Source organism: Flavobacterium sp. 90, assembly GCF_004339525.1.
GTDB lineage: Bacteria > Bacteroidota > Bacteroidia > Flavobacteriales > Flavobacteriaceae > Flavobacterium.
In genome coordinates this window covers 2,960,309-2,980,660 of the sequence record NZ_SMGE01000001.1, presented here as the reverse complement: position 1 = coordinate 2,980,660, position 20,352 = coordinate 2,960,309, and the positions used below count along the sequence as shown (strand labels likewise).

The following is a 20,352-nucleotide window of genomic DNA, read 5'->3' as shown; positions in this document are numbered from 1 at the left end:
AGACCTAACAGGTTTTAAAAACCTGTTAGGTCTGATAAGACATTCATAAAACAATAAACCCGACAAATTCTAAATCTGTCGGGTTTATTGTTTTTATAAAAAAATCAGATTATTTAATAATCGTCATTTCGTCAACAATATTTTTAGCTCCAGCGTATTTGTCAATAATCCAAAGTACATAACGGATATCTACGTTAATTGTTCTTTGCAATTTTGGATCAAAAATAACATCTCCAGCCATAGCTTCGATGTTTCCGTCAAAAGCAATACCTATTAATTCTCCTTTTCCGTTAAGAACTGGTGAACCTGAATTTCCTCCTGTAATATCGTTGTCTGTCAAGAAATTTACTGGCATATATCCTGCTTTATCAGCATATTGTCCAAAATCTTTTGCTTTATTTAATTCCAACAAACGTTTTGGCAAATCAAATTCCTGATCTCCTGCTTTGTACTTTTTAACCATACTTTCCATAGTTGTATAGTTATTTACTTTAGCATCGTTTCTTGGATCAGCAGGCAAAGCACGAACTTTTCCGTAAGTCAATCTCAAAGTTGAGTTTGCATCAGGATATTGAATTGCATTCAATTTTGATTCTCTTAAACCTTCAACCAATTTGCGGTAAGCGATTGCAAAACCATCATCAGCTTTTGCCTGATCGTCAGTTTTTGCACGGTATTTTGTCAATAAATCATTAGAAATAATATACAACGGATCGTGTACAATTGCCAATGGTTTTGGATCAGCCATAAATGCCAATACTTTATCTTTAGAAGTAAAGTAACTTATTTCTGTAGCTTTTGCAACATCAGCAGTAAAGTCTCCTTTATTTTCTGCTTTCATTTTAGCAATTTGTGGCGCTAAACCATATTCCGCAGCTTTAGAAGCATATAAATTCAACTGAGCTGTTAAAACATCTTTTTCAAGAGGTGCATAAAATTCACCATAAATGCTTTCGATCATTGCATTAATCTTAGGCAACATTTCTGCTTTTTTAGCATCATTCTCATTATAGTAAGCGATCAATGCATTTCCTAAATTTGCAGGTCCCGCTCCATAACTTGAAGTACGTAAAAGTTGAGATAAATAATTATCGTGAGTCGCTTTTAAGTTCGTTTCTCTGTAATAATCATTAATAGTTGGAATTACATTTTCGTATTTCTCTTTATTGGCTGGTTTAGTTGCCCATTCGTAGAACTTATCTTCCTGCTGGCTTTTAGTTTCCGCAGTTCCTGCTTTTGTTAAAGCATCGATCATTCCTTGACGATTTTTCCAGTAATTTGCTGTCGAAGCATATTTAGACGCATATTGCAAACGAACTGTTGCATCTTTGTCCATATACTTTTTCATTACATCCATTCCGGTTTTAGCACCTTCAACCCAAGCAGGATAAGCAAACTTTACGTTTTGCTCAATTCCGCCAGCTGGCATCCAACGGTTTGTTCTTCCCGGATATCCTAAGATCATTGCAAAATCATTCTCTTTTACACCTTTAATGCTTATTGGTAAATAATGTTTAGGTTGCAAAGGCACATTGTCTTTAGAATAAGCTGCCGGATTTCCGTCTTTATCAGCATAAACTCTAAACATAGAGAAATCTCCAGTTTGACGAGGCCACTCCCAGTTATCAGTATCTCCACCAAATTTACCAACACTTTCCGGTGGCGTTCCTACTAAACGAACGTCTGTGTAATCTTGGTAAACGAAATAATAATATTCATTTCCCTGAAAGAAAGGGCGAACAGAAACCGTGTATTTTCCACCTTCATTGTTCTCTTTTTCGATCAAAGCGATTTCCTGCTGAATGATTTTATTTCTTTCAGCTTCTGTCATTTGATCATTTACTTTTGATAAAATTCTCTTAGAAACATCGTCCATGCGAACAAAGAAACGCACGTATAAAGATTTTGGCTTCATTTCGGCACTTCTTTCTTTTGCCCAAAAACCATCTTTCAAATAATTTTGTTCAGCAGTCGAAAGTTCAGCAATTGCATTATATCCACAGTGGTGATTTGTTAAAACCAATCCGTTTTTAGAAACGATTTCAGCAGTACAGCCACCATTAAATTGTACAACAGCATCTTTCAAACTATGATGATTAATACTGTAAATTTCTTCGGCAGTTAATTGTAAACCCATTTTCTCCATATCTCTATGGTTCAATCTCTCGATAAACATCAAGAACCACATTCCTTCATCTGCTTTTACAGGAAAAGCCATTAGGCACATGGTCAAGAATAAAACTATTTTTTTCATGTTATTTTGTTTAAGTCCTGCGAATATAACTCATTTTCGCAACAAAAAATAGCTCATATCATCGAAACCAAAAGATAAAGAGTGCTTTTTAAGACAATTTTACGAAATTCATAATTTCACTAAGAGAAGAATATCTCCTTTTCATCAGAATCTTGCTTTAGAAAATTCTTAAATTTCAAAACAAAAATAGTTAAAACTCAGTCTTTTTTAGCTTTAATTGTAAAAATAAACTTTCAATAAATAAAAATTAAAATAAATTATTTCTTACAAATTTTAAATCCATATGTTTGCTGCAATTATTTAATGAAAAATAAAATGAAAAAATTATTATTAGCTGTTGTACTATTAGTTGCAACAATTGCAAATGCTCAAAAAGGTTCTATCTTATTGGGTGGAAATGTTGGTTTTGGATCAGAAAAAATTGGTGAAGATAAATTTGAAGGATTTGAATTTTCTCCAAAAGTAGGATATCAATTTACTGAGCACTGGACTGCCGGAGTTGAAGGTTCAATCAAAAATTACAAAGAAACTGGTTCGGCAAGACAAGAAGCATACAAAATTGGAGCTTTTGCACGTTACTCAACACCACTTTCTGAGTTGTTCTCATTCTACACAGATTTAGGAGTTGGTTATCAAGACACAACATTAAATAATGCTAAAGGAATGTACGCAAGCTTAACACCTGCACTATTCATCAACATGAAAAAAGGTTTTGGTTTAAATTTCTCTATTGGAGGAATATATTATGATAACCTTTCCGGAAAAGGAACTCCAAGAGAAGAACGTATCGGTTTCGATTTTGGAAAAAATTTCAACATTGGAATCTCTAAAAATTTCGGACTTTAGCTGTTTGACTAAATCATCTGAAATAATTTGTTTTTTTTCGTTTAAAAACAAAAAACCCGACAATTTAAGTTGTCGGGTTTTCATATTTAAAACATATTGTTTATTCGTTAAGCATTTTCCAAAGCTTATCTTTTAAGTCTGTTAAACCTTGTTGCGCAACAGAAGAGATAAACATATAAGGAACATCTTTGAAAGCAATATCAAGTTCTGTTTTCAATTCAGCTTTAAGTTCGTCATCCAGCATATCACATTTTGAGATTACTAAAAGACGTTCTTTATCTAGCATTTCAGGATTGTATTTCGTTAACTCATTAACCAAAATATCATATTCACCTTTAATATCAGGCGTATCAACCGGAACTAAAAATAGTAAAGTTGAGTTACGCTCGATATGACGCAAGAAATAATGACCTAAACCTTTACCTTCAGCCGCACCTTCAATAATTCCCGGAATATCGGCAATTACAAAAGATTGATAATCTCTGTAAGCTACAATTCCTAAGTTTGGTTTTAGAGTTGTAAAAGGATAATCCGCAATTTTTGGTTTTGCAGAAGTTAATACAGACAACAAAGTTGATTTTCCAGCATTAGGAAAACCTACTAATCCAACATCAGCAAGAACTTTTAATTCCAAAATAACGTCCATCTCCACTCCCGGTAAACCTGGTTGTGCGTAACGTGGCGTTTGATTTGTAGAACTTCTAAAGTGCCAGTTTCCTAAACCACCTTTTCCTCCTTTAGAAAGAATTCTTTTTTCACCATCTTCGGTAATTTCGAATAAAGTTTCTCCGGTTTCTTTGTCTTTTACAACAGTTCCCAAAGGCACTTCGATAAATTTATCGTCTCCGTCAGCACCTGTACTACGGTCTCCTCCTCCATCTCCACCGTGACCAGCTTTAATGTGTCGGGCAAATTTCAAATGAAACAGTGTCCAAAGTCCTTTATTTCCAACTAAATACACGTGTCCTCCTCGACCACCATCACCTCCGTCAGGGCCTCCTTTTTCAATAAATTTCTCTCTATGTAAATGTGTAGATCCTTTTCCTCCCTTTCCGGAAGAAACATAAATCTTAACATAATCTACAAAATTTCCTTCTGTCATTGTTTTGAATTTCAGATTTTAGATTTTAGATTTTAGATTGCTCTAAATCATATTTCTAACTTCTATTGTTTTTGTATTCATTCTCACTTTCCGTTTTCACTGCTAACTGCGACTGAAAACTATTTTATTCTCTCTACTCTTTTAGTGCTTTTACTAACACTTTATCAATCTTTACGCCATCCATATCTAATACTTCAAGCACAAATTTTTGCCAGATTAATTTTTCGCCTTCTTTTGGAATATGTGAAAGCTCCGTCATAATCATTCCGCTTACGGTGTTTACTTCATAATCATTTGTCAATTCGTCTAACTCAAAATAAGTCAAGAAATCGTGTAATGAATAATGTCCGTCCACCAACCATGAACCGTCTTCACGCTCGATCAATTGGAATTCATCTTTATAAAAATCAGATGCATCACCAACTAAAGCTTCAAGAATATCATTTAAGGTAATTATACCTTGAAAAACACCATATTCATCTGAAACTAAAGCATAATGTATACCCGTTTTCTTGAAATTTTCCAACGCTTTATAAGCCGTTGTTTGTTCCATTAAATAAGGAGCATCTATCATTATTGCATTCAAATCAAAATTATCACTTTCGATGTTTGCAAATATATTTTTCAGTGTTACAATTCCAACAATGTCATCGTAATTATCTCTGTAAACCGGATAAACGGTATGTAAATCCTGCAAAACTAATTCCTTAATTTTTGCTTTGTCAGCAGTAAACGGCAGCATATCTACTGATTTACGGTGCGTCATTAACGAATTTACTTTTCTGTCACCAATATGAAAAACACGTTCTACGATATCTTGTTCAATTTCCTGAACTTCTCCGCCTTCGGTTCCTTCCTTAATGATCGCTTTAATTTCTTCTTCGGTTACTTTACCGTCTGCTGTTGGTTTTATCTGCAAAACATTCAACAAGAAATCTGTTGAAGATGTTAACAACCAGATAAACGGTGCTGTAATAATCGAAACGATTTTCATTGGCAATGCTACCATTTTTGCAATCGATTCCGGATAATTTAAACCGATACGTTTTGGTAATAGTTCCCCTAAAACTAAAGAGAAAAATGTCAAAACTACCACAACAATTCCCACTGCAACTGAATGTGCATATGGTTTTAAAACGGCAAATCCGCTAACAAATGTTTCTACATCTATTGTGATTTTATCCCCACTATAAATACCGGTTAAAATTCCGATTAAGGTAATTCCGATTTGTACAGTTGATAAAAACTTGTTTGGTGAATTGGCTAGATCGAGCGCAATCTTTGCACTTTTATTTCCCTTTTTTGCGGCGGTTTCCAATCTATTTTTTCTTGCCGAAATAAGTGCAATTTCGGACATAGAGAAAACGCCGTTTAATAGTATTAGAAAAAATATTATGAGTATTTCCAATTTGAGGTTTATTCGTTATTTAATGGTTCGTTAATGTAATTTGCAATTCTAGTATTTCGTAGCCCAGATGGAAGTGAAAAGCCCGGAGCTAAAAAAACTAATTTTTCTTACCGGAAAACAGCGACCGGAGGAAGCTCGTTTTAAGGTTAGAAAAATAGTTTTTTTGCGTCCCGATAGCTATCGGGATTTCACGTACAGCTGGAATAGCTTCTACAAATTATCTATAACTGACGTTAATCGTTGTGTAATTTCTTCGATAGTTCCAATACCGTTTACAGCGTGAAACTTATTTTGTTCTTTATAATATCCAATTAGTGGAGCCGTTTTTTCATTGTATTCCTGATATCTCACACGAATTTTTTCTTCGTCCTGATCATCAACTCTTCCACTTGTTTTTCCTCTTTCTAATAAACGTGCTACCAGAATTTCATCATCTGCTTCTAATGCAATTGTTGCTGTAACACTTGATCCAATTGTTGGTAAAAATTTATCTAAAGCTTCTGCCTGATCTAATGTTCTTGGATAACCGTCAAATAAAAAACCTTCGGTATCAGGGTGTTTGTTTACTTCGTCAATTAACATTGCAGTTGTAACTTCGCAAGGAACCAATTCTCCATTGTCCATAAAAACTCTTGCTTTTTTACCTAAATCTGTGTCATTTTTTAAATTAAAACGAAAAATATCTCCAGTTGAAAGGTGTGTTAATTTGTATTTTTCTTTCAAAAATTCAGCCTGAGTTCCTTTTCCTGCTCCTGGTTTTCCAAATAAAACAATGTTAATCATAATATGAGTGAGTGTTGTTACTTCTGTTTTTTATAAGAAGTTTTAAATGAATATATAGTTGTGTGTGTTTTTAATTATTCGGCCAATTTATAGACCTCAGCAAGATTTCTTCCTAAACCATCGTAGTCTAATCCGTAGCCAACAATGAATTTATTTGGAATTCTGATTCCGATATAATCTATTTTAATGTCTTTTTTGTAAGCGTCCGGTTTAAAAAACAAAGTCGCGATTTTAAAATGCTTTACATTTTGTTGTTTAAAAAGGTGCTTTAATTCTTCGATCGTATTTCCGGTATCGATAATATCTTCGATAATAACAACACTTCTTCCGGATAAATCCTGATTGATACCAATTAATTCTTTTACGGTATTGGTAGTTTCAGTTCCTTCGTAAGATGCCATTTTGATAAATGAAACCTCGCAAGGACTTTTGTATTTCTTTAAAAAATCGGCAACAACCATAAATGCACCGTTCAAAACGCCAATAAAAATTGGGGTATCATCTCCAAAATCATCTTCGACTTGTGCTACTATTTTGGTCAAAGCAAAATCAATTTCTTTAGCCGAAATAAATGGAACAAATTGTTTATCGTGAAGTTGTATCATTATTTTTATGTTTAAAATAATGCGCAAAGATACAGAATTACAACCAAACTGTAAGTATCAAAATATATCAGGAACGTATTTTTTTGAGATTGTTAAATATCATTAAATATTTACATTTTTTTTTCTCGAAATATTCAATATTTCACTAAATTGTTCTCCTTTAACTTTTTAACCCCAAACCATTATGAAAACCGTTTCAAATATATTATCCATATCCTTTTTGATTGTATTAACAGCTTGCAATGGACAATCAAAAGCGGAGAAAGAAACAATCTCAAAACAGCCTTCGGTAGTTGTAAAAACGGCGATTGGCGATCTTACTTTGCCTGCACCATACGCCACAGAATCAAAAACAAAAAACAGTAAGGTACTTGGCTGGCCGGAAGGCAAAACACCAAAAGCGCCGGAAGGATTTACGGTGACAAAATTTGCCGATGGTTTTGATAATCCACGTTGGAGTTATATTGGACCTAATAATGATATTTTTGTTGTGGAAAGCGGAACAAGAACTAGCAAAAATCAAATTATAGTTCTTCGCGATACGGATAAAGACGGAAAATTTGAAACTCGCGAAGTTTTCTTAAAAGGCCTGAACAGACCTTTTGGAATGCTAATTCTAAAAGACTTCTTTTATGTCGCCAATACGGATGGTTTATACCGTTATCCTTATAAAAATGCGCCGCTAAAGTTAGAAACAAAAGGTGTCAAAATTGTCGAACTTCCTGCCGGAGGATATAACAATCACTGGACGAGAAATATAATTTCCAATCCTGAGGAAACGAAAATTTATGTAGCTGTTGGTTCTGGAAGTAATGTTGGAGAAAACGGAATGGATAAAGAAGTACGTCGTGCAGCAATTTTAGAAATTAATCCTGATGGAACTGGCGAAAAAATCTATGCAGATGGACTTAGAAACCCAATGGGAATGGATTGGAATCCTGTTAATAAGGAGTTATGGACGGCCGTAAATGAGCGCGACGAATTGGGAGACGACTTAGTTCCGGATTATATTACGAGTGTAAAATTAAATGGATTTTATGGATGGCCATATTCTTATTATGGAAACAATCCTGATCCAAGATTAAAAGGCGAACGCAAAGATTTAGTTGCCAAAGCTATTGTTCCAGATGTTCCTGTTGGTTCTCATACGGCTTCTTTAGGATTGGCTTTTTATACCAAAGATGCTTTTCCTGCAAAATATAAAAATGGCGCTTTCGTAGGACAACATGGTTCTTGGAATCGTTCGATAATATCAGGTTATAAAGTTCTTTTTGTTCCGTTTGCAAATGGGAAACCTTCCGGAAAACCTGAAGATTTTTTAACCGGTTTTGTTGCCAACGCTGACACAGCTGAAGTTTATGGACGTCCGGTTGCAGTAACTGTTATGAAAGACGGATCGCTTCTTGTGAATGACGATAGCGGAAATACAATTTGGAAAGTTACTGCGAATAAATAACGTCTATAAATTCCAATTTTATAGGAATTCATTTTACCGCAAAGTTCGCCAAGCTTTATTTCTGTTATTTTTATAAAAATGAAAAGTTCGCAATCCCGATAGCTATCGGGATTGTATCGAACTAGCTTTGCGAACTTTGTGTTTGCTAAAGCTAATATACGAGATAAATCTTAGCGAACTTTGCGGTAAAAAAATTTTCGCTTTCTATATTTCCTTAAACAATTAAGCACAAAACCGACCAACAAACCCTTTTATGATTCTAAAAAAATACTGCTTTCCTATTCTTGTCGTAATTGTGTTTCAAAACACTTTTGCACAAGAACAGAAAAGCAAACCTGTTGATTCTCTTCAAACAGAAAAACTGGAAGAAGTTGTTATTAGTTCCCTACATATTAATGATAGTTTACAGAATGCGCCCGCTTCAATAGGAATTTTATCCAAAAAAGAGCTGACGCAAAATAACGCTACAGATATTAGCACGGTAATCAATACAATTCCCGGAGTATTTATGCAATCTTCGAATATCACGACAACCCGAATTTCGATTCGCGGAATTGGCGCAAGAACTCCCTACGGAACGAATAAAATCAGAGCTTTTTATGGCAGTATTCCGCTGACTTCTGGAAATAGTGAAACTGTAATCGATGATATTGACTTGGAAAACATTGGTCAAATCGAAGTAATAAAAGGCCCGCTTTCGAGTATTTATGGTGCAGGTTTGGGTGGCGCGATTTTGATTTCACCTCAGCTTTCAAAAAACAATGGACAAACTGCGGGAATAAGTACCGTTTTTGGTTCGTTTGGATTACTGAAAAATACTTTAAATTATAGTCTCACAGAAAAACAAGGAAGTTTAAACATCAGTTATCACAATTTAAAAACCGATGGATGGCGAGAAAACAGCGCTTACAATCGGGAAGGAATAACGCTTGTCGGAGAATTGTTTAAAAAGAAAAACAGCAAACTTACTTATTTTTCGAATTATACATATTTGAAAGCTTTTATTCCGAGTTCTACTAGTAAACAAATTTTTGATTCTACTCCGGAATTGGGCGCTCCAACCTGGGTTGCGTCTAAAGGATTCAAAGAATACAAATCGACATTGGCAGGATTAGCTTATGATTTTAAAATCAATGATAATCTGAGTAATTCAACTTCAGTTTTTGTAAATTATAAAGACAGTAATGAACCACGACCTTTTGATATTTTACGCCAATATACTTTTGGAACCGGCGCCAGAACGCAATTCTCAGGAAACTTTAAAATTAATAAAATCGAAAATCAGTTTATTGCCGGAATCGAATATTTCACAGATAATTATAGCGGAAATACTTTTGAAAATCTATACAAAACCAATAAAGGTCAAGGAAGTTTACAAGGAAATCAATTAACAGAAACAGATCAAAAGAGACATTTCTATAATATCTTTTCTCAAATCAGAACTTTACTTTCTGAAAAATTTGAGTTTCAGGCGGGATTAAATTACAACGAAACTCATTTTGAACTCACAAACTTTCTTCCTCAAAAAACGGCAACAGAAAAATATAGTTATGACGGAATTCTTTCGCCACAATTGTCTTTTCTTTATAAACCAAATCCCGAACAAACATTATATTTCTCAGCAAGTCGAGGATTCTCATTGCCTGCAACCGAAGAAACTCTCACAAGTACGGGAAATATAAACCCGAATATAAAACCTGAAAGCGGCTATAATTTTGAAGTTGGTGGGAAATTCTATTTCTTCAATAAAAATCTTTATACTGAATTTGCCGTTTATCGAATGGAAATTAAAGATTTACTAGTAGCCAAAAGAATTGGAGACGATCAATATGAAGGTATAAATGCCGGAAAAACTTTTCATGAAGGAATCGAAGTTTCGGCAAAACACAATTGGTTCATTAATCGTTTTTTCACTTTGAATTCTTTTATTGGAGCTTCTTTGGGCAAATATGAATTTAAAGATTTTGTGGATAACGGAAATGATTATTCCGGAAATAAACTAACCGGAGTCGCCGCAAATAAAGTAAATGCGGGAATAACTTTAAACACCAATTTAGGCATTTATTTTTCTGCCGATTTTCAGTTTGTAGATAAAATTCCGCTGAACGATGCCAATTCTGCTTATTCAGATTCTTATTCTATCATCAATTTAAAAACTGGTTATCGTTTTGAAATCCTTCCAAATTTAAATACCAATTTAGCTTTTGGCATTAATAATCTTTTCGATGAAAAATATGCTTCGATGATTTTACCCAATGCGGTTGCGGTCGGAAATTCAGGTCCACGATATTATTATCCGGGACTTCCGGTAAATTATTACGGAACTATTTCGCTAAATTACTTATTTTAGATGTCTATTAAACCCGATAAAATGTCTTCTGAATTACAATCTAAACTCAATTATCTAAAAGCTTATAGAGAAAACCGTCTTATGGTCGCGCAAGATGTTTTAGAAAATCCGTCTTTATTTAAAGAATTGGTTTCGATTTGTTTTTCGCCATTAGACAAAAACAATCATAAAGCGTGTTGGATTTTAGAATTTGTATCTTATGAAGAATTGATTTGGCTGCAACCTCATCTTGATTTTTTCTGTTCGAATTTGAAAATTTTAAAAGATGAAAGTTCCATTCGCCCAATTGCAAAAGTCGTTCAGCTTCTTGTAAAATCACATTATAAGAAAGACGAAAATAGTATTCTATTTTCCGAAACTAATCTTCAAGATTGTATCGAAGCCTCTTTTGACTGGCTTATAAATGATGTAAAAGTTGCTACAAAAGCATATTCGATAAGAACTTTGTATATTTTAGGAAATCACTACGACTGGATTCATCCTGAACTGCAAATTATTCTGAACAAAGATTACGGAGATCATTCCGCCGCTTATAAAGCTGTCGCAAAAGAAGTTTTGAAGAAAATAGAAAAGTAGATTAGTTTTACCGCAAAGCACGCTAAGTTTTTTATCTTATATTATGTTGAGAAAACACGAAGTTCGCAAGGCTTTGTGATTATAGACTTTGTGATTGTTTTTTTAGCCACAGATTAAAAGAATTCAAAAGATTTTTTTCTAAAGTTTGCCACGAATTTCACAAATTAGCTCGAATTTTTAACCCGTAAAATTTCAACATACCGCTTTGTGTTCTTTACTGTTATTTATAACCTCAACTAAAAACCTTTGCAAACTTTGCGATCCCGATAGCTATCGGGATTGCGCACTTTGTGGTTAAACTTTTAGCCACAGATGAAAAAATCTTATAAATCAACACTAAAAAAATTCGAGCTAATTAGTGAAATTCGTGGCAAAAAAAATAATCTTACTCCATATCATGGCAAAAAAAAGATTAAAAAGTATCTTTGCAAAAACACAACTACAATGAATTATTTTTCTTCTGATTTTAAATTAGGAATATTAGGTGGCGGACAATTAGGAAAAATGCTTTTGTTTGACACTCGAAAATTTGATATACAAACTTATGTTTTAGATCCAAGCGACGAAGCTCCGAGTAAAATTGCCTGCAATAAATTCTTTCAAGGCGATTTGATGGATTATGAAACCGTTTACAATTTTGGAAAACAAGTCGATGTTTTGACTTTCGAAATCGAATTGGTTAACCTTGAAGCTTTGACGCAATTAGAAAACGAAGGTTTAAAAATATATCCATCTCCTAAAACCTTAAAAGGAATTCAGAATAAAGGAATTCAAAAACAATTTTACGCAAAAAATAATATCCCAACTGCCCCTTTTAAACGATTTGAGAATCTCGAAAATCTAAAATCAGAAATCGTTAATCAACAATCTACAATCAATTTGCCTTTCGTTTGGAAATGTACTGAATTTGGTTACGACGGAAATGGCGTAAAAGTAATTCGTCAGGCTTCTGATTTAGATGCTTTACCAAATGTAGAATGTATTGCAGAAACAATGATTCCGTTCAAAAATGAATTAGCGGTTATTGTAGTAAGAAATCCGTCAGGCGAAATTAAAACATATCCGGTTGTAGAAATGGAATTTCACCCGGAAGCTAATCAGGTAGAATATGTAATTTGCCCTGCCAGAATCGACGAAAAAGTTGCCGAAAAAGCCAGAGCAATTGCTTTGAATGTTTCGGAGAAATTTAATCACGTTGGTCTTTTGGCAGTTGAAATGTTCCAAACCAATGATGATGACATTCTCGTAAATGAGGTTGCTCCTCGCCCACACAATTCAGGACATTATTCTATTGAAGCAAGTTATACATCTCAATTCGAAAATCATTTGCGTGCGATTCTGGATCTTCCGTTAGGAAATACAGATAGTAAAGTTGCCGGAATTATGGTAAATTTAGTTGGTGCCGAAGGTTTCTCCGGAGATGTAGTTTATGAAAATATCGAAACCATTTTAGGTTGGAATGGTGTTACGCCACATATTTACGGAAAGAAACAAACACGTCCGTTCAGAAAAATGGGTCACGTTACGATTGTAAATGAAGATATGGCAGAAGCCAGAAAAATCGCAGAAGAAGTTAAGAATACGATTAGAGTAATTAGTATATAGTTATCAGTCGCAGTCACAGTTTACAATCTTAATAACTTGAATCAAAAGTATAGCAAATGAGGTTTCTTGATTTTTTAGATTTACTAGATAATACTTCAAAGGCAGGCAAGAGCCCATCTTTAATTAAAACTTACTTTGAAACTTTTACCGATAAAAATGAATATGTTGGTGAGAGAATTAAAAGTTTCATTGGATTCTTAATTCTAACATTATTATTAATTGCATTAGGTTTTATAATTACATTCGTTATTTACAAAACCACAAAATAGTCTTAACAAACAACTTTTATATTTCAGTCTCAACAAAAACTTGAAACCTGAAACTTGAAACAAAACAAAAAACACATGAGCAAAGTAGCCATTATAATGGGAAGTATCTCTGACATGCCAGTCATGCAAGATGCCATCGACATATTAAAACAATTCAATATTGAAACTGAAGTAGATATCGTTTCGGCACACAGAACGCCGGAGAAATTATTTGATTTTAGTAAAAATGCACATACTCGCGGAATTTCGGTAATTATTGCTGGAGCGGGCGGAGCTGCACATTTACCTGGAATGGTTGCTTCGATGTCGCCACTTCCTGTAATTGGAGTTCCTGTAAAATCAAGCAATTCTATTGATGGTTGGGATTCGGTTTTATCGATTCTTCAAATGCCGGGCGGAGTTCCTGTTGCAACTGTTGCTTTAAATGGAGCAAAAAATGCCGGAATTTTAGCAGCACAAATCATCGGAAGTCACGATAAAAAAGTACTTGATACGATTATTTCTTATAAAGAAGAATTGAAAGCAGCAGTTAATAAAGCATCTGAAGGTTTGAAATAGTTTTTATATTTAGTCACACTTTTCAGTCGCAGTTTTCAATGTAAACTGTGACTGAAAACTGTAACTGAAAACTAAAATTATGCTTCGTCTTCGATTTCCTCTAGAACAGATTCAAATTCATATTCTGTTATATCTTCCTTATTGATCCAATTTTCTGAAGTAACCAAACTATAATTTATATCGTCTGTTGTTGTCAATTCCCAAATAATAGCTTCAGCTTCAGGAAACGGAATATTTTGTGACATTTGATTTTCAAACAATCTTTTGATAAGATTTCTATCAGACAAACCTTTGTTCAATAATTTCAACACATTTTCGGCTGTCAGCTTTTGTGCTTCACCCTCAATTGGAGTCATCGAAAAATGAACAATAGAAGCTTTTGCATTTGGAAATTTCCCATTATAAGCTTTAAAAAGTAATTGATTAATATGAAACAAAGTTCCTTGCATGTCTATTTCAGGATATTCCTCACAAACTTTATCAATTAACATATTGTGTGCAATTTGCTCGATTTGTCCGTCGGTTAATCTATCAGGAAATTTATATTTCAAGACTATTTCCGCAGCTTCATTAGGTTCGTAATCCGATATTGCCATTTCTAATAATTCCGGCAAACTACTTTTATCCGCTGTTGCTCCGTCAGGATAATTGAATTTTTCTAATAGCTGAACAAAATCTTCGTCAGACCAATACCCTTCTACTTCGTTAACCGTATCTATTCTCTTTATTGCAATTTGATAATTCATCGTTTTTCTGTTTTTACAATTTCTGATTAGTATTTTATAACTCTAATCATATTTTTTTCAATTTACGTTTTTAAAAATCAGCACAGAAATAAATAACATATCTATAACACAATTTAAGAGGATTTTATGCCGAGAATCGATTTGGTTTAGACGATTACATTTTTATAAATTGCTATCTTTGGAATTCAAAAATTTGACTTCAATTAATAAAAAATAGTATATCATAATGAACGTTTTACTTTCAAAATTTATAACTAAACATAACACAGCACCTTTTTCGCAAATTAAAATCGAAGATTATTTCCCGGCTTTTCAGGAAGGAATTACTTTGGCTAAAGCCGAAATTGATGCAATTGTAAACAATCCAGAAGTACCAACTTTTGAAAACACTGTTGTTGCAATGGATTTTTCTGGTGATATTTTAGATCGTCTTTCAAGTGTTTTCTTCAATTTGAATTCGGCTGAAACGAGCGACGAAATGCAAAAAATTGCTCAGGAAGTTTCGCCTTTATTATCTGAATATGGAAATGACATTACATTAAACGCAGCTTTATTTGCTAAAATAAAAACGGTTTACGATCAAAAAGAAACATTAAATTTAAATCCGGAACAAACTACACTTTTAGATAAAAAATATAAAAGTTTTTCTAGAAATGGAGCTAATCTTCCTGAAGACAAAAAGGAAAAACTACGAGAAATCGACAAAGAATTATCGAAATTAAAATTACAATTTGAAGAGAATATTTTGGCGGAAACCAATGCTTTCGAATTGCATTTGACGAACGAGAAAGATTTAGCCGGATTACCGGAAGGAACTATTGAAGCAGCGAGATTATTGGCTAAAAATCAGGAAAAAGAAGGTTGGATTTTTACTTTAGATCATCCAAGTTATGTTCCGTTTTTGACGTACGCTGATAATCGTGAATTGCGTAAAAAAATGGCGATCGCTTTTGGAGCAAGATCATTTCAGAATAATGAATTCGATAATCAGGAAAATGTCTTGAAAATTGCCAAATTGCGTTTCGAAAGAGCCAATTTACTGGGTTATAAAACGCATGCACATTTTGTTTTGGAAGAAAGAATGGCCGAAAGTCCGGAGAAAGTTTTTTCTTTCCTGAATGATTTATTGGCTAAAGCAAAACCTGCTGCTCAGAAAGAATTTGCTGAATTGACGGCTTTCGCCAAAGAACTGGACGGAATCGAACAATTAGAAAAATGGGACGGTGCTTATTATTCTGAAAAATTAAAACAACAGCTTTTTAATTTAGACGATGAAAAACTGAAACCTTACTTTCAATTAGAAAAAGTATTAAATGGCGCTTTTACAGTTGCCAAAAAACTATACGGATTAACGTTTACTGAAGTTTTTGACATTGATAAATATCATGAAGAAGTTACAACTTACGAAGTAACAGATGCTGATGGTAATTTGGTTTCTATTTTCTATGCGGATTTCTTCCCAAGAAAAGGAAAAAGAAACGGTGCATGGATGACTTCATTCAAACATCAATCTATAAAAGATGGCGTAAACGAAAGACCACATATTTCGAACGTTTGTAATTTTACAAAACCAACCGAAACAAAACCTTCATTATTAACTTTTAATGAAGTAACCACTTTATTTCACGAATTTGGTCACGGTTTACATGGAATGTTAGCAAACACAACTTATCCAAGTTTATCAGGAACTTCTGTTTTTTGGGATTTTGTAGAATTACCAAGTCAGATTATGGAAAACTGGTGTTACGAACCGGAAGCTTTGGCTTTGTTCGCAAATCATTACGAAACGGGAGAAATTATTCCGATTGAATATGTACAGAAAATCAAAGAAAGTGCAAGTTTCCAGGAAGGTTTAGCCACTTTACGTCAATTAAGTTTTGGATTATTAGATATGGCTTGGCACGGACAAGATCCAACCCATATTACAGATCTAAAAACTTTCGAAACAGAACAATTTGCTAATACACAATTGTATCCTGATGTAAAAGAAAATGCAATGAGTACGGCGTTCTCTCACATTTTTCAAGGTGGATATTCATCCGGATATTACAGCTATAAATGGGCTGAAGTATTAGACGCTGATGCTTTTGAATATTTTCAGGAAAAAGGGATCTTCAATCACGAAGTAGCGACAAAATTCAAAGACAATGTACTTTCAAAAGGAGGAACAGAACATCCGATGATTTTATACAAACGCTTTAGAGGTCAGGAACCAAAACCTGAGGCTTTATTAAAAAGAGCGGGACTTTTATAATTCAGATTTCTGATTGTAGATTTTAGATTTTCAATCACTAATAAATTTTAAACTAAGCCGAAGTATTTCAACTTCGGTTTTTTTATTTGACTTTCTCTGAATATAAATTTAACTATCTTCGTGTTTTTAAATCTTAATCTTACAAAATTTATTTTGAAAAAATATTTTAAAACCTTCCTTTACCTTGCAATTATTGGATTAGTTGCTATTGTTTCCGTAAATTATTACGTTAAATCTTCGACCAAAAAACACATTTATTATTCGATTAAAAAATTCCCTAAAAATGATGTCGGAATTATTTTTGGTGCAGGAATCAACGGAGACCAACCAAGTAAATATTTAAAAGACCGATTAGATGCCGGAATTCAATTATATAAGGCAAACCGAATCAATAAAATTCTTCTTTCGGGAGATAATGGCCGTGACGAACATGATGAATTAACCGTTATGAAAAATTATTGTTTCAATCACGGAGTTGATACCACCAAAATTTTTATTGACTACGCCGGTTTTGATACATATTCTACAATGTATCGCGCGAAGCATATTTTCAAAATAAAAAAGGCAACTTTAATTTCTCAGGAATACCATTTAAACCGCGCAATTTACATCGGACAAAAGCTTGGAATAAAATCAGTTGGTTATTCTGCTAACAATGGAGAATATCGAGGCTATAAATATGTTACTTTTAGAGAATACGGTTCTATTTTTAAATCCTTTTTGGATGTTTTAAGAAATCGTGAACCTCGTTTTTTAGGAAATTCAATTGATATTAATGGCGTTTCAAATTATTCTAAAGAAGATAAACGATAAACAACCTTTTATTATAAAATATATAAAAGCAAAAAGCCAGTAACTAAATTTAGTACTGGCTTTTTTATTGAATTAGTAACTTATTTTATTTTCGGTAAATTCTTCATATTTGTAGGCAATGCACGAATATCGCTAAATACATGACTTATCCCATTCTTAGTACTTGGATCTAGTGAATAACCATGACAATATAGACAAGAAGTAACTGCTCTACTACCACTGCTAGGATCTGCATTCGAGCTCGGTGCCTGAAAAAAGGTTTCCATAGTAGTGTTTGCTAATCGTCCGGTACCAATTGCTGCTCCAGGTTTTCCGTTACCATAAGGATATGATGATCCATCTGGCACAACACCTCCAAAAGTCCAGGTTGCACCTATTAGTAAATAATTTTTCCTGATATCGTTACCAACCAACATTTTGCGTACCGCATTATTAATAGAGATGATTTCACTATTAGAATTTGCAGGCGTTTTATCTTCTGCATTTGGTATAGTATCTGAGGCAACACCCCAAGCCATAATTCTTCTGACTTTAGAACTATTAAGCGCAGGATTTACAATTTTAATTACATCAGTATTAAGTGTATCATTAACTACTGTCATATTCTGGATATTTTCTCCTCCTACAGTATCATTTGCATTATCATTAAAAAGCCATCCTTTACCAGTATCTCCTTTTACTTGCTTTACTTTACCATTAACATCTGTGTATGAATATGCTGTATTTGGTGCATTTTTTAGATGTTCGAAAGTTGCCCAAATCATTTCAGGATGCCCAGCAACACTTCCTACCACATGCATTCCAACCAATGCTAATGTTGTTACTGTTGTCTTATCTGTTAATTTCCAAAGCTTAGGATCTGTCTTGTCATACACCGGAACTTTAGCTTTAATTGTAACATAAGTTTCTGCATTTGGCAAATCCTTAGCTTCAACCCAAGATGTTTTTAATTCCATTGCCAAAGCATCCGGGTCTGGTGGTGTTGCAAAACCTTTCAATTTTGCATAAGCAAGAATACTATCTCGTGCAGCCGCTGTAGTTGGAAATTCTTTTGCTTTTAATGTCTTATCTTTTATACCTGTCAAGAAGTAAGCATAAACATCATTTACCATTGTTATATAATAAACTAATGAATTATTGCTCGCAACTAATGCTCCGCTAGAACCCGCCTGTCCTTGCTCTGTATCAATTATATTTCCTTTTGAGTCAAGAAGAATCGTTTTATTTCCCTCTTTAAATTCCTGTACAATATTTTCAGGATGAACTTTACCAGCAATTATTGCTTTAGGACTTGAAATTACTTTGCCTTTTATATCTACAAAAGAATGTAATCCATTGGCATTGGCAACTATTTTACCTACAACAACAGACTTATTTGCAGCATCTTTAACGGCTTCATTCTTCTCTTGAGGTTCTACTTCAAACATTTTCCCGCTTTTATCAAACACAATCGGTAATCTATTTGGTCCAGTTTGTTCAATATTACCTACCGCACTCATTATAGTATTTGGAGTATGAGGAGTCAATACACGATTTCCGTTTTTATCAGCTGCCGAAACATTATAAAACACAGGAGATTCCATTACAGTTCCTCCACTTTTATATGAACCACTAGAAGTTGGTGAGGTAATCCATAAAAACATCTGTTCTGACCATTTATAAAAATCACAATTGTTATTATGAGGGAATGTTACACTATTTGCAGGCTCAACTAATCCGTTTTCTGTAATTTCTTTTGTTTTAAACCAGGACTTAAATTCAGATTCTGTAACACTGCAAGAATCCTGTACATCTTGTGGCAGGTATTCATAGTCAGAATCATTACTCGCTAATACATCACTTTTTTTACATCCAAAAAAAAGGACAGTCAAAACTGCAATAAACGCAGCAATCGTTTTTATATTTATTTTTTTCATGATTTATGTAGTTAAGGGGATTGTTTCTTTTGTTTCTTTTTCCGAATAGTTTGAAGTTCAAATTTTCAGGACAATCTAAAACAAAAAGACCGCCTAAAACAGGCGATCTTTTAAATCAAAACTCGAATCGAGTCTGCAAGTTTTGTTATCCTGTTGAATTTGTTTTTGGGAAAAATTCATTTCTAAACTAATTCTTCTTTTAAGTTTTTCGCTGCTGTAACTGGTACGTTTTCAACATTATGTTGGTAGTATGAAAAACCTCCTATTCCGTTCCATGCATTATCGATTGCTAAATTAGCATCAAATTTTGCTAAAAAAGAACCAATTTTCGGTGGAGCAACAGAGTGAACATATTCCCCGTGAAGGCTCACCAATTGTGTAAACTTACCAATTCCAGCTCCATATATTTTTCCTGTTACGTTAACAACAATATGGCTATCAGGACCTTGTATAGCTTGAGTAATTACAACTGTACCTGTCACAGAATGTTGTGATGGTACTACTACTAAACTAAATTTTGCGATTGGAGCACCTGGCGTTCCAACATTTCCAATTGTGCCTTGTGCTAAATAAGCACCTGCTAATAAATCTGACATAATTTTTTTGATTTAGGATTCCTACTCATAAGGCTTTTCGGTACCGCCTCGTTTTTTTCAGTGGGTTCTGCTCCACATAATTAATTAGTAATCAATAGTTCAAAAACGTCTTAACACACATTCTTGGGCTATTTTCTATTTCAAAACTACATCAAAAAATAAGGCGTTTTTTACAAAATGTTACAGAACCAAAATTATTGAGTATGAAACAGATA

At 33.7% G+C, this 20,352-nt stretch carries 17 protein-coding genes; 9 read left to right on the top strand and 8 right to left on the bottom strand.

Annotation, left to right across the window (positions count from 1 at the left end; genetic code table 11):
- Window positions 1-109 precede the first annotated feature (109 nt).
- Window positions 110-2,254 carry a S46 family peptidase gene (locus C8C83_RS12190; protein WP_121328820.1) on the bottom strand — a complete coding sequence of 715 codons (2,145 nt, stop codon included), beginning with the start codon at window positions 2,252-2,254 and terminating at the stop codon, window positions 110-112.
- 315 nt (window positions 2,255-2,569) lie between these two features.
- On the opposite strand from C8C83_RS12190, the gene C8C83_RS12185 reads away from it, so the two are divergent.
- Window positions 2,570-3,100, top strand: a complete 531-nt coding sequence (locus C8C83_RS12185) for an outer membrane beta-barrel protein (RefSeq protein ID WP_121330033.1) — start codon at window positions 2,570-2,572, stop codon at window positions 3,098-3,100.
- Window positions 3,101-3,200: 100 nt separating this feature from the next.
- On the opposite strand, the gene obgE is transcribed toward C8C83_RS12185, so the two are convergent.
- The 4 genes from obgE to hpt form a co-directional block, all read right to left on the bottom strand.
- Complete coding sequence (gene obgE / locus C8C83_RS12180; protein ID WP_121328819.1) at window positions 3,201-4,202, bottom strand: GTPase ObgE; 1,002 nt, start codon at window positions 4,200-4,202, stop codon at window positions 3,201-3,203.
- A 133-nt stretch (window positions 4,203-4,335) separates the two neighbouring features.
- Window positions 4,336-5,610, bottom strand: coding sequence for a hemolysin family protein (locus C8C83_RS12175; RefSeq protein ID WP_121328818.1), 1,275 nt, complete (start codon window positions 5,608-5,610; stop codon window positions 4,336-4,338).
- 210 nt (window positions 5,611-5,820) lie between these two features.
- Window positions 5,821-6,393, bottom strand: coding sequence for an adenylate kinase (locus C8C83_RS12170; protein ID WP_121328817.1), 573 nt, complete (start codon window positions 6,391-6,393; stop codon window positions 5,821-5,823).
- A gap of 74 nt (window positions 6,394-6,467) precedes the next feature.
- Window positions 6,468-6,998: a hypoxanthine phosphoribosyltransferase gene (hpt, locus tag C8C83_RS12165; RefSeq protein WP_121328816.1), complete on the bottom strand. Its 531-nt coding sequence runs from the start codon at window positions 6,996-6,998 to the stop codon at window positions 6,468-6,470.
- A 184-nt stretch (window positions 6,999-7,182) separates the two neighbouring features.
- On the opposite strand from hpt, the gene C8C83_RS12160 reads away from it, so the two are divergent.
- From C8C83_RS12160 to purE, 6 genes are all read left to right on the top strand, one after another.
- On the top strand, window positions 7,183-8,454 hold the full coding sequence (locus C8C83_RS12160; protein ID WP_121328815.1) for a sorbosone dehydrogenase family protein: 1,272 nt from the start codon (window positions 7,183-7,185) through the stop codon (window positions 8,452-8,454).
- A gap of 253 nt (window positions 8,455-8,707) precedes the next feature.
- Entirely contained in the window at window positions 8,708-10,804 is a 2,097-nt protein-coding gene (locus C8C83_RS12155; protein WP_121328814.1) for a TonB-dependent receptor, read from the top strand.
- Window positions 10,805-11,380, top strand: a complete 576-nt coding sequence (locus C8C83_RS12150) for a hypothetical protein (protein WP_233566058.1) — start codon at window positions 10,805-10,807, stop codon at window positions 11,378-11,380.
- A 444-nt stretch (window positions 11,381-11,824) separates the two neighbouring features.
- Window positions 11,825-12,985 (top strand): 5-(carboxyamino)imidazole ribonucleotide synthase, encoded by a 1,161-nt coding sequence (locus tag C8C83_RS12145; RefSeq protein ID WP_121330031.1) that lies wholly within the window; start codon window positions 11,825-11,827, stop codon window positions 12,983-12,985.
- 56 nt (window positions 12,986-13,041) lie between these two features.
- The gene (locus C8C83_RS12140) at window positions 13,042-13,254 is read left to right on the top strand and encodes a hypothetical protein (protein WP_132011759.1); all 213 of its coding nucleotides are present in this window, start codon (window positions 13,042-13,044) and stop codon (window positions 13,252-13,254) included.
- Window positions 13,255-13,329: 75 nt separating this feature from the next.
- Complete coding sequence (gene purE / locus C8C83_RS12135; protein ID WP_121328812.1) at window positions 13,330-13,812, top strand: 5-(carboxyamino)imidazole ribonucleotide mutase; 483 nt, start codon at window positions 13,330-13,332, stop codon at window positions 13,810-13,812.
- Between the two features lie 77 nt (window positions 13,813-13,889).
- Here purE and C8C83_RS12130 read toward each other — a convergent pair whose 3' ends face one another.
- Window positions 13,890-14,558, bottom strand: coding sequence for a hypothetical protein (locus C8C83_RS12130; protein ID WP_121328811.1), 669 nt, complete (start codon window positions 14,556-14,558; stop codon window positions 13,890-13,892).
- A 226-nt stretch (window positions 14,559-14,784) separates the two neighbouring features.
- Here C8C83_RS12130 and C8C83_RS12125 point away from each other — a divergent pair, with 226 nt between their 5' ends.
- Window positions 14,785-16,812 carry a M3 family metallopeptidase gene (locus C8C83_RS12125; RefSeq protein WP_121328810.1) on the top strand — a complete coding sequence of 676 codons (2,028 nt, stop codon included), beginning with the start codon at window positions 14,785-14,787 and terminating at the stop codon, window positions 16,810-16,812.
- A 153-nt stretch (window positions 16,813-16,965) separates the two neighbouring features.
- A complete protein-coding gene (locus C8C83_RS12120; RefSeq protein ID WP_121330030.1) occupies window positions 16,966-17,625 on the top strand; it encodes an ElyC/SanA/YdcF family protein in 660 nt (219 codons plus the stop codon).
- An 80-nt stretch (window positions 17,626-17,705) separates the two neighbouring features.
- Here C8C83_RS12120 and C8C83_RS12115 read toward each other — a convergent pair whose 3' ends face one another.
- Window positions 17,706-19,541: a hypothetical protein gene (locus tag C8C83_RS12115; RefSeq protein ID WP_121328809.1), complete on the bottom strand. Its 1,836-nt coding sequence runs from the start codon at window positions 19,539-19,541 to the stop codon at window positions 17,706-17,708.
- A gap of 182 nt (window positions 19,542-19,723) precedes the next feature.
- Window positions 19,724-20,137 carry a DUF1842 domain-containing protein gene (locus C8C83_RS12110; RefSeq protein ID WP_121328808.1) on the bottom strand — a complete coding sequence of 138 codons (414 nt, stop codon included), beginning with the start codon at window positions 20,135-20,137 and terminating at the stop codon, window positions 19,724-19,726.
- Window positions 20,138-20,352: the final 215 nt, after the last annotated feature.

Bases quoted from the DNA above. Each gene is read 5' to 3' on its own strand.
- C8C83_RS12190 (WP_121328820.1), bottom strand. From the start codon at position 2,254: ATGAAAAAAATAGTTTTATTCTTGACCATGTGCCTAATGGCTTTTCCT.
- C8C83_RS12185 (WP_121330033.1), top strand. From the start codon at position 2,570: ATGAAAAAATTATTATTAGCTGTTGTACTATTAGTTGCAACAATTGCA.
- obgE (WP_121328819.1), bottom strand. From the start codon at position 4,202: ATGACAGAAGGAAATTTTGTAGATTATGTTAAGATTTATGTTTCTTCC.
- C8C83_RS12170 (WP_121328817.1), bottom strand. From the start codon at position 6,393: ATGATTAACATTGTTTTATTTGGAAAACCAGGAGCAGGAAAAGGAACT.
- hpt (WP_121328816.1), bottom strand. From the start codon at position 6,998: ATGATACAACTTCACGATAAACAATTTGTTCCATTTATTTCGGCTAAA.
- C8C83_RS12160 (WP_121328815.1), top strand. From the start codon at position 7,183: ATGAAAACCGTTTCAAATATATTATCCATATCCTTTTTGATTGTATTA.
- C8C83_RS12155 (WP_121328814.1), top strand. From the start codon at position 8,708: ATGATTCTAAAAAAATACTGCTTTCCTATTCTTGTCGTAATTGTGTTT.
- C8C83_RS12150 (WP_233566058.1), top strand. From the start codon at position 10,805: ATGTCTATTAAACCCGATAAAATGTCTTCTGAATTACAATCTAAACTC.
- C8C83_RS12145 (WP_121330031.1), top strand. From the start codon at position 11,825: ATGAATTATTTTTCTTCTGATTTTAAATTAGGAATATTAGGTGGCGGA.
- C8C83_RS12140 (WP_132011759.1), top strand. From the start codon at position 13,042: ATGAGGTTTCTTGATTTTTTAGATTTACTAGATAATACTTCAAAGGCA.
- purE (WP_121328812.1), top strand. From the start codon at position 13,330: ATGAGCAAAGTAGCCATTATAATGGGAAGTATCTCTGACATGCCAGTC.
- C8C83_RS12130 (WP_121328811.1), bottom strand. From the start codon at position 14,558: ATGAATTATCAAATTGCAATAAAGAGAATAGATACGGTTAACGAAGTA.
- C8C83_RS12125 (WP_121328810.1), top strand. From the start codon at position 14,785: ATGAACGTTTTACTTTCAAAATTTATAACTAAACATAACACAGCACCT.
- C8C83_RS12115 (WP_121328809.1), bottom strand. From the start codon at position 19,541: ATGAAAAAAATAAATATAAAAACGATTGCTGCGTTTATTGCAGTTTTG.
- C8C83_RS12110 (WP_121328808.1), bottom strand. From the start codon at position 20,137: ATGTCAGATTTATTAGCAGGTGCTTATTTAGCACAAGGCACAATTGGA.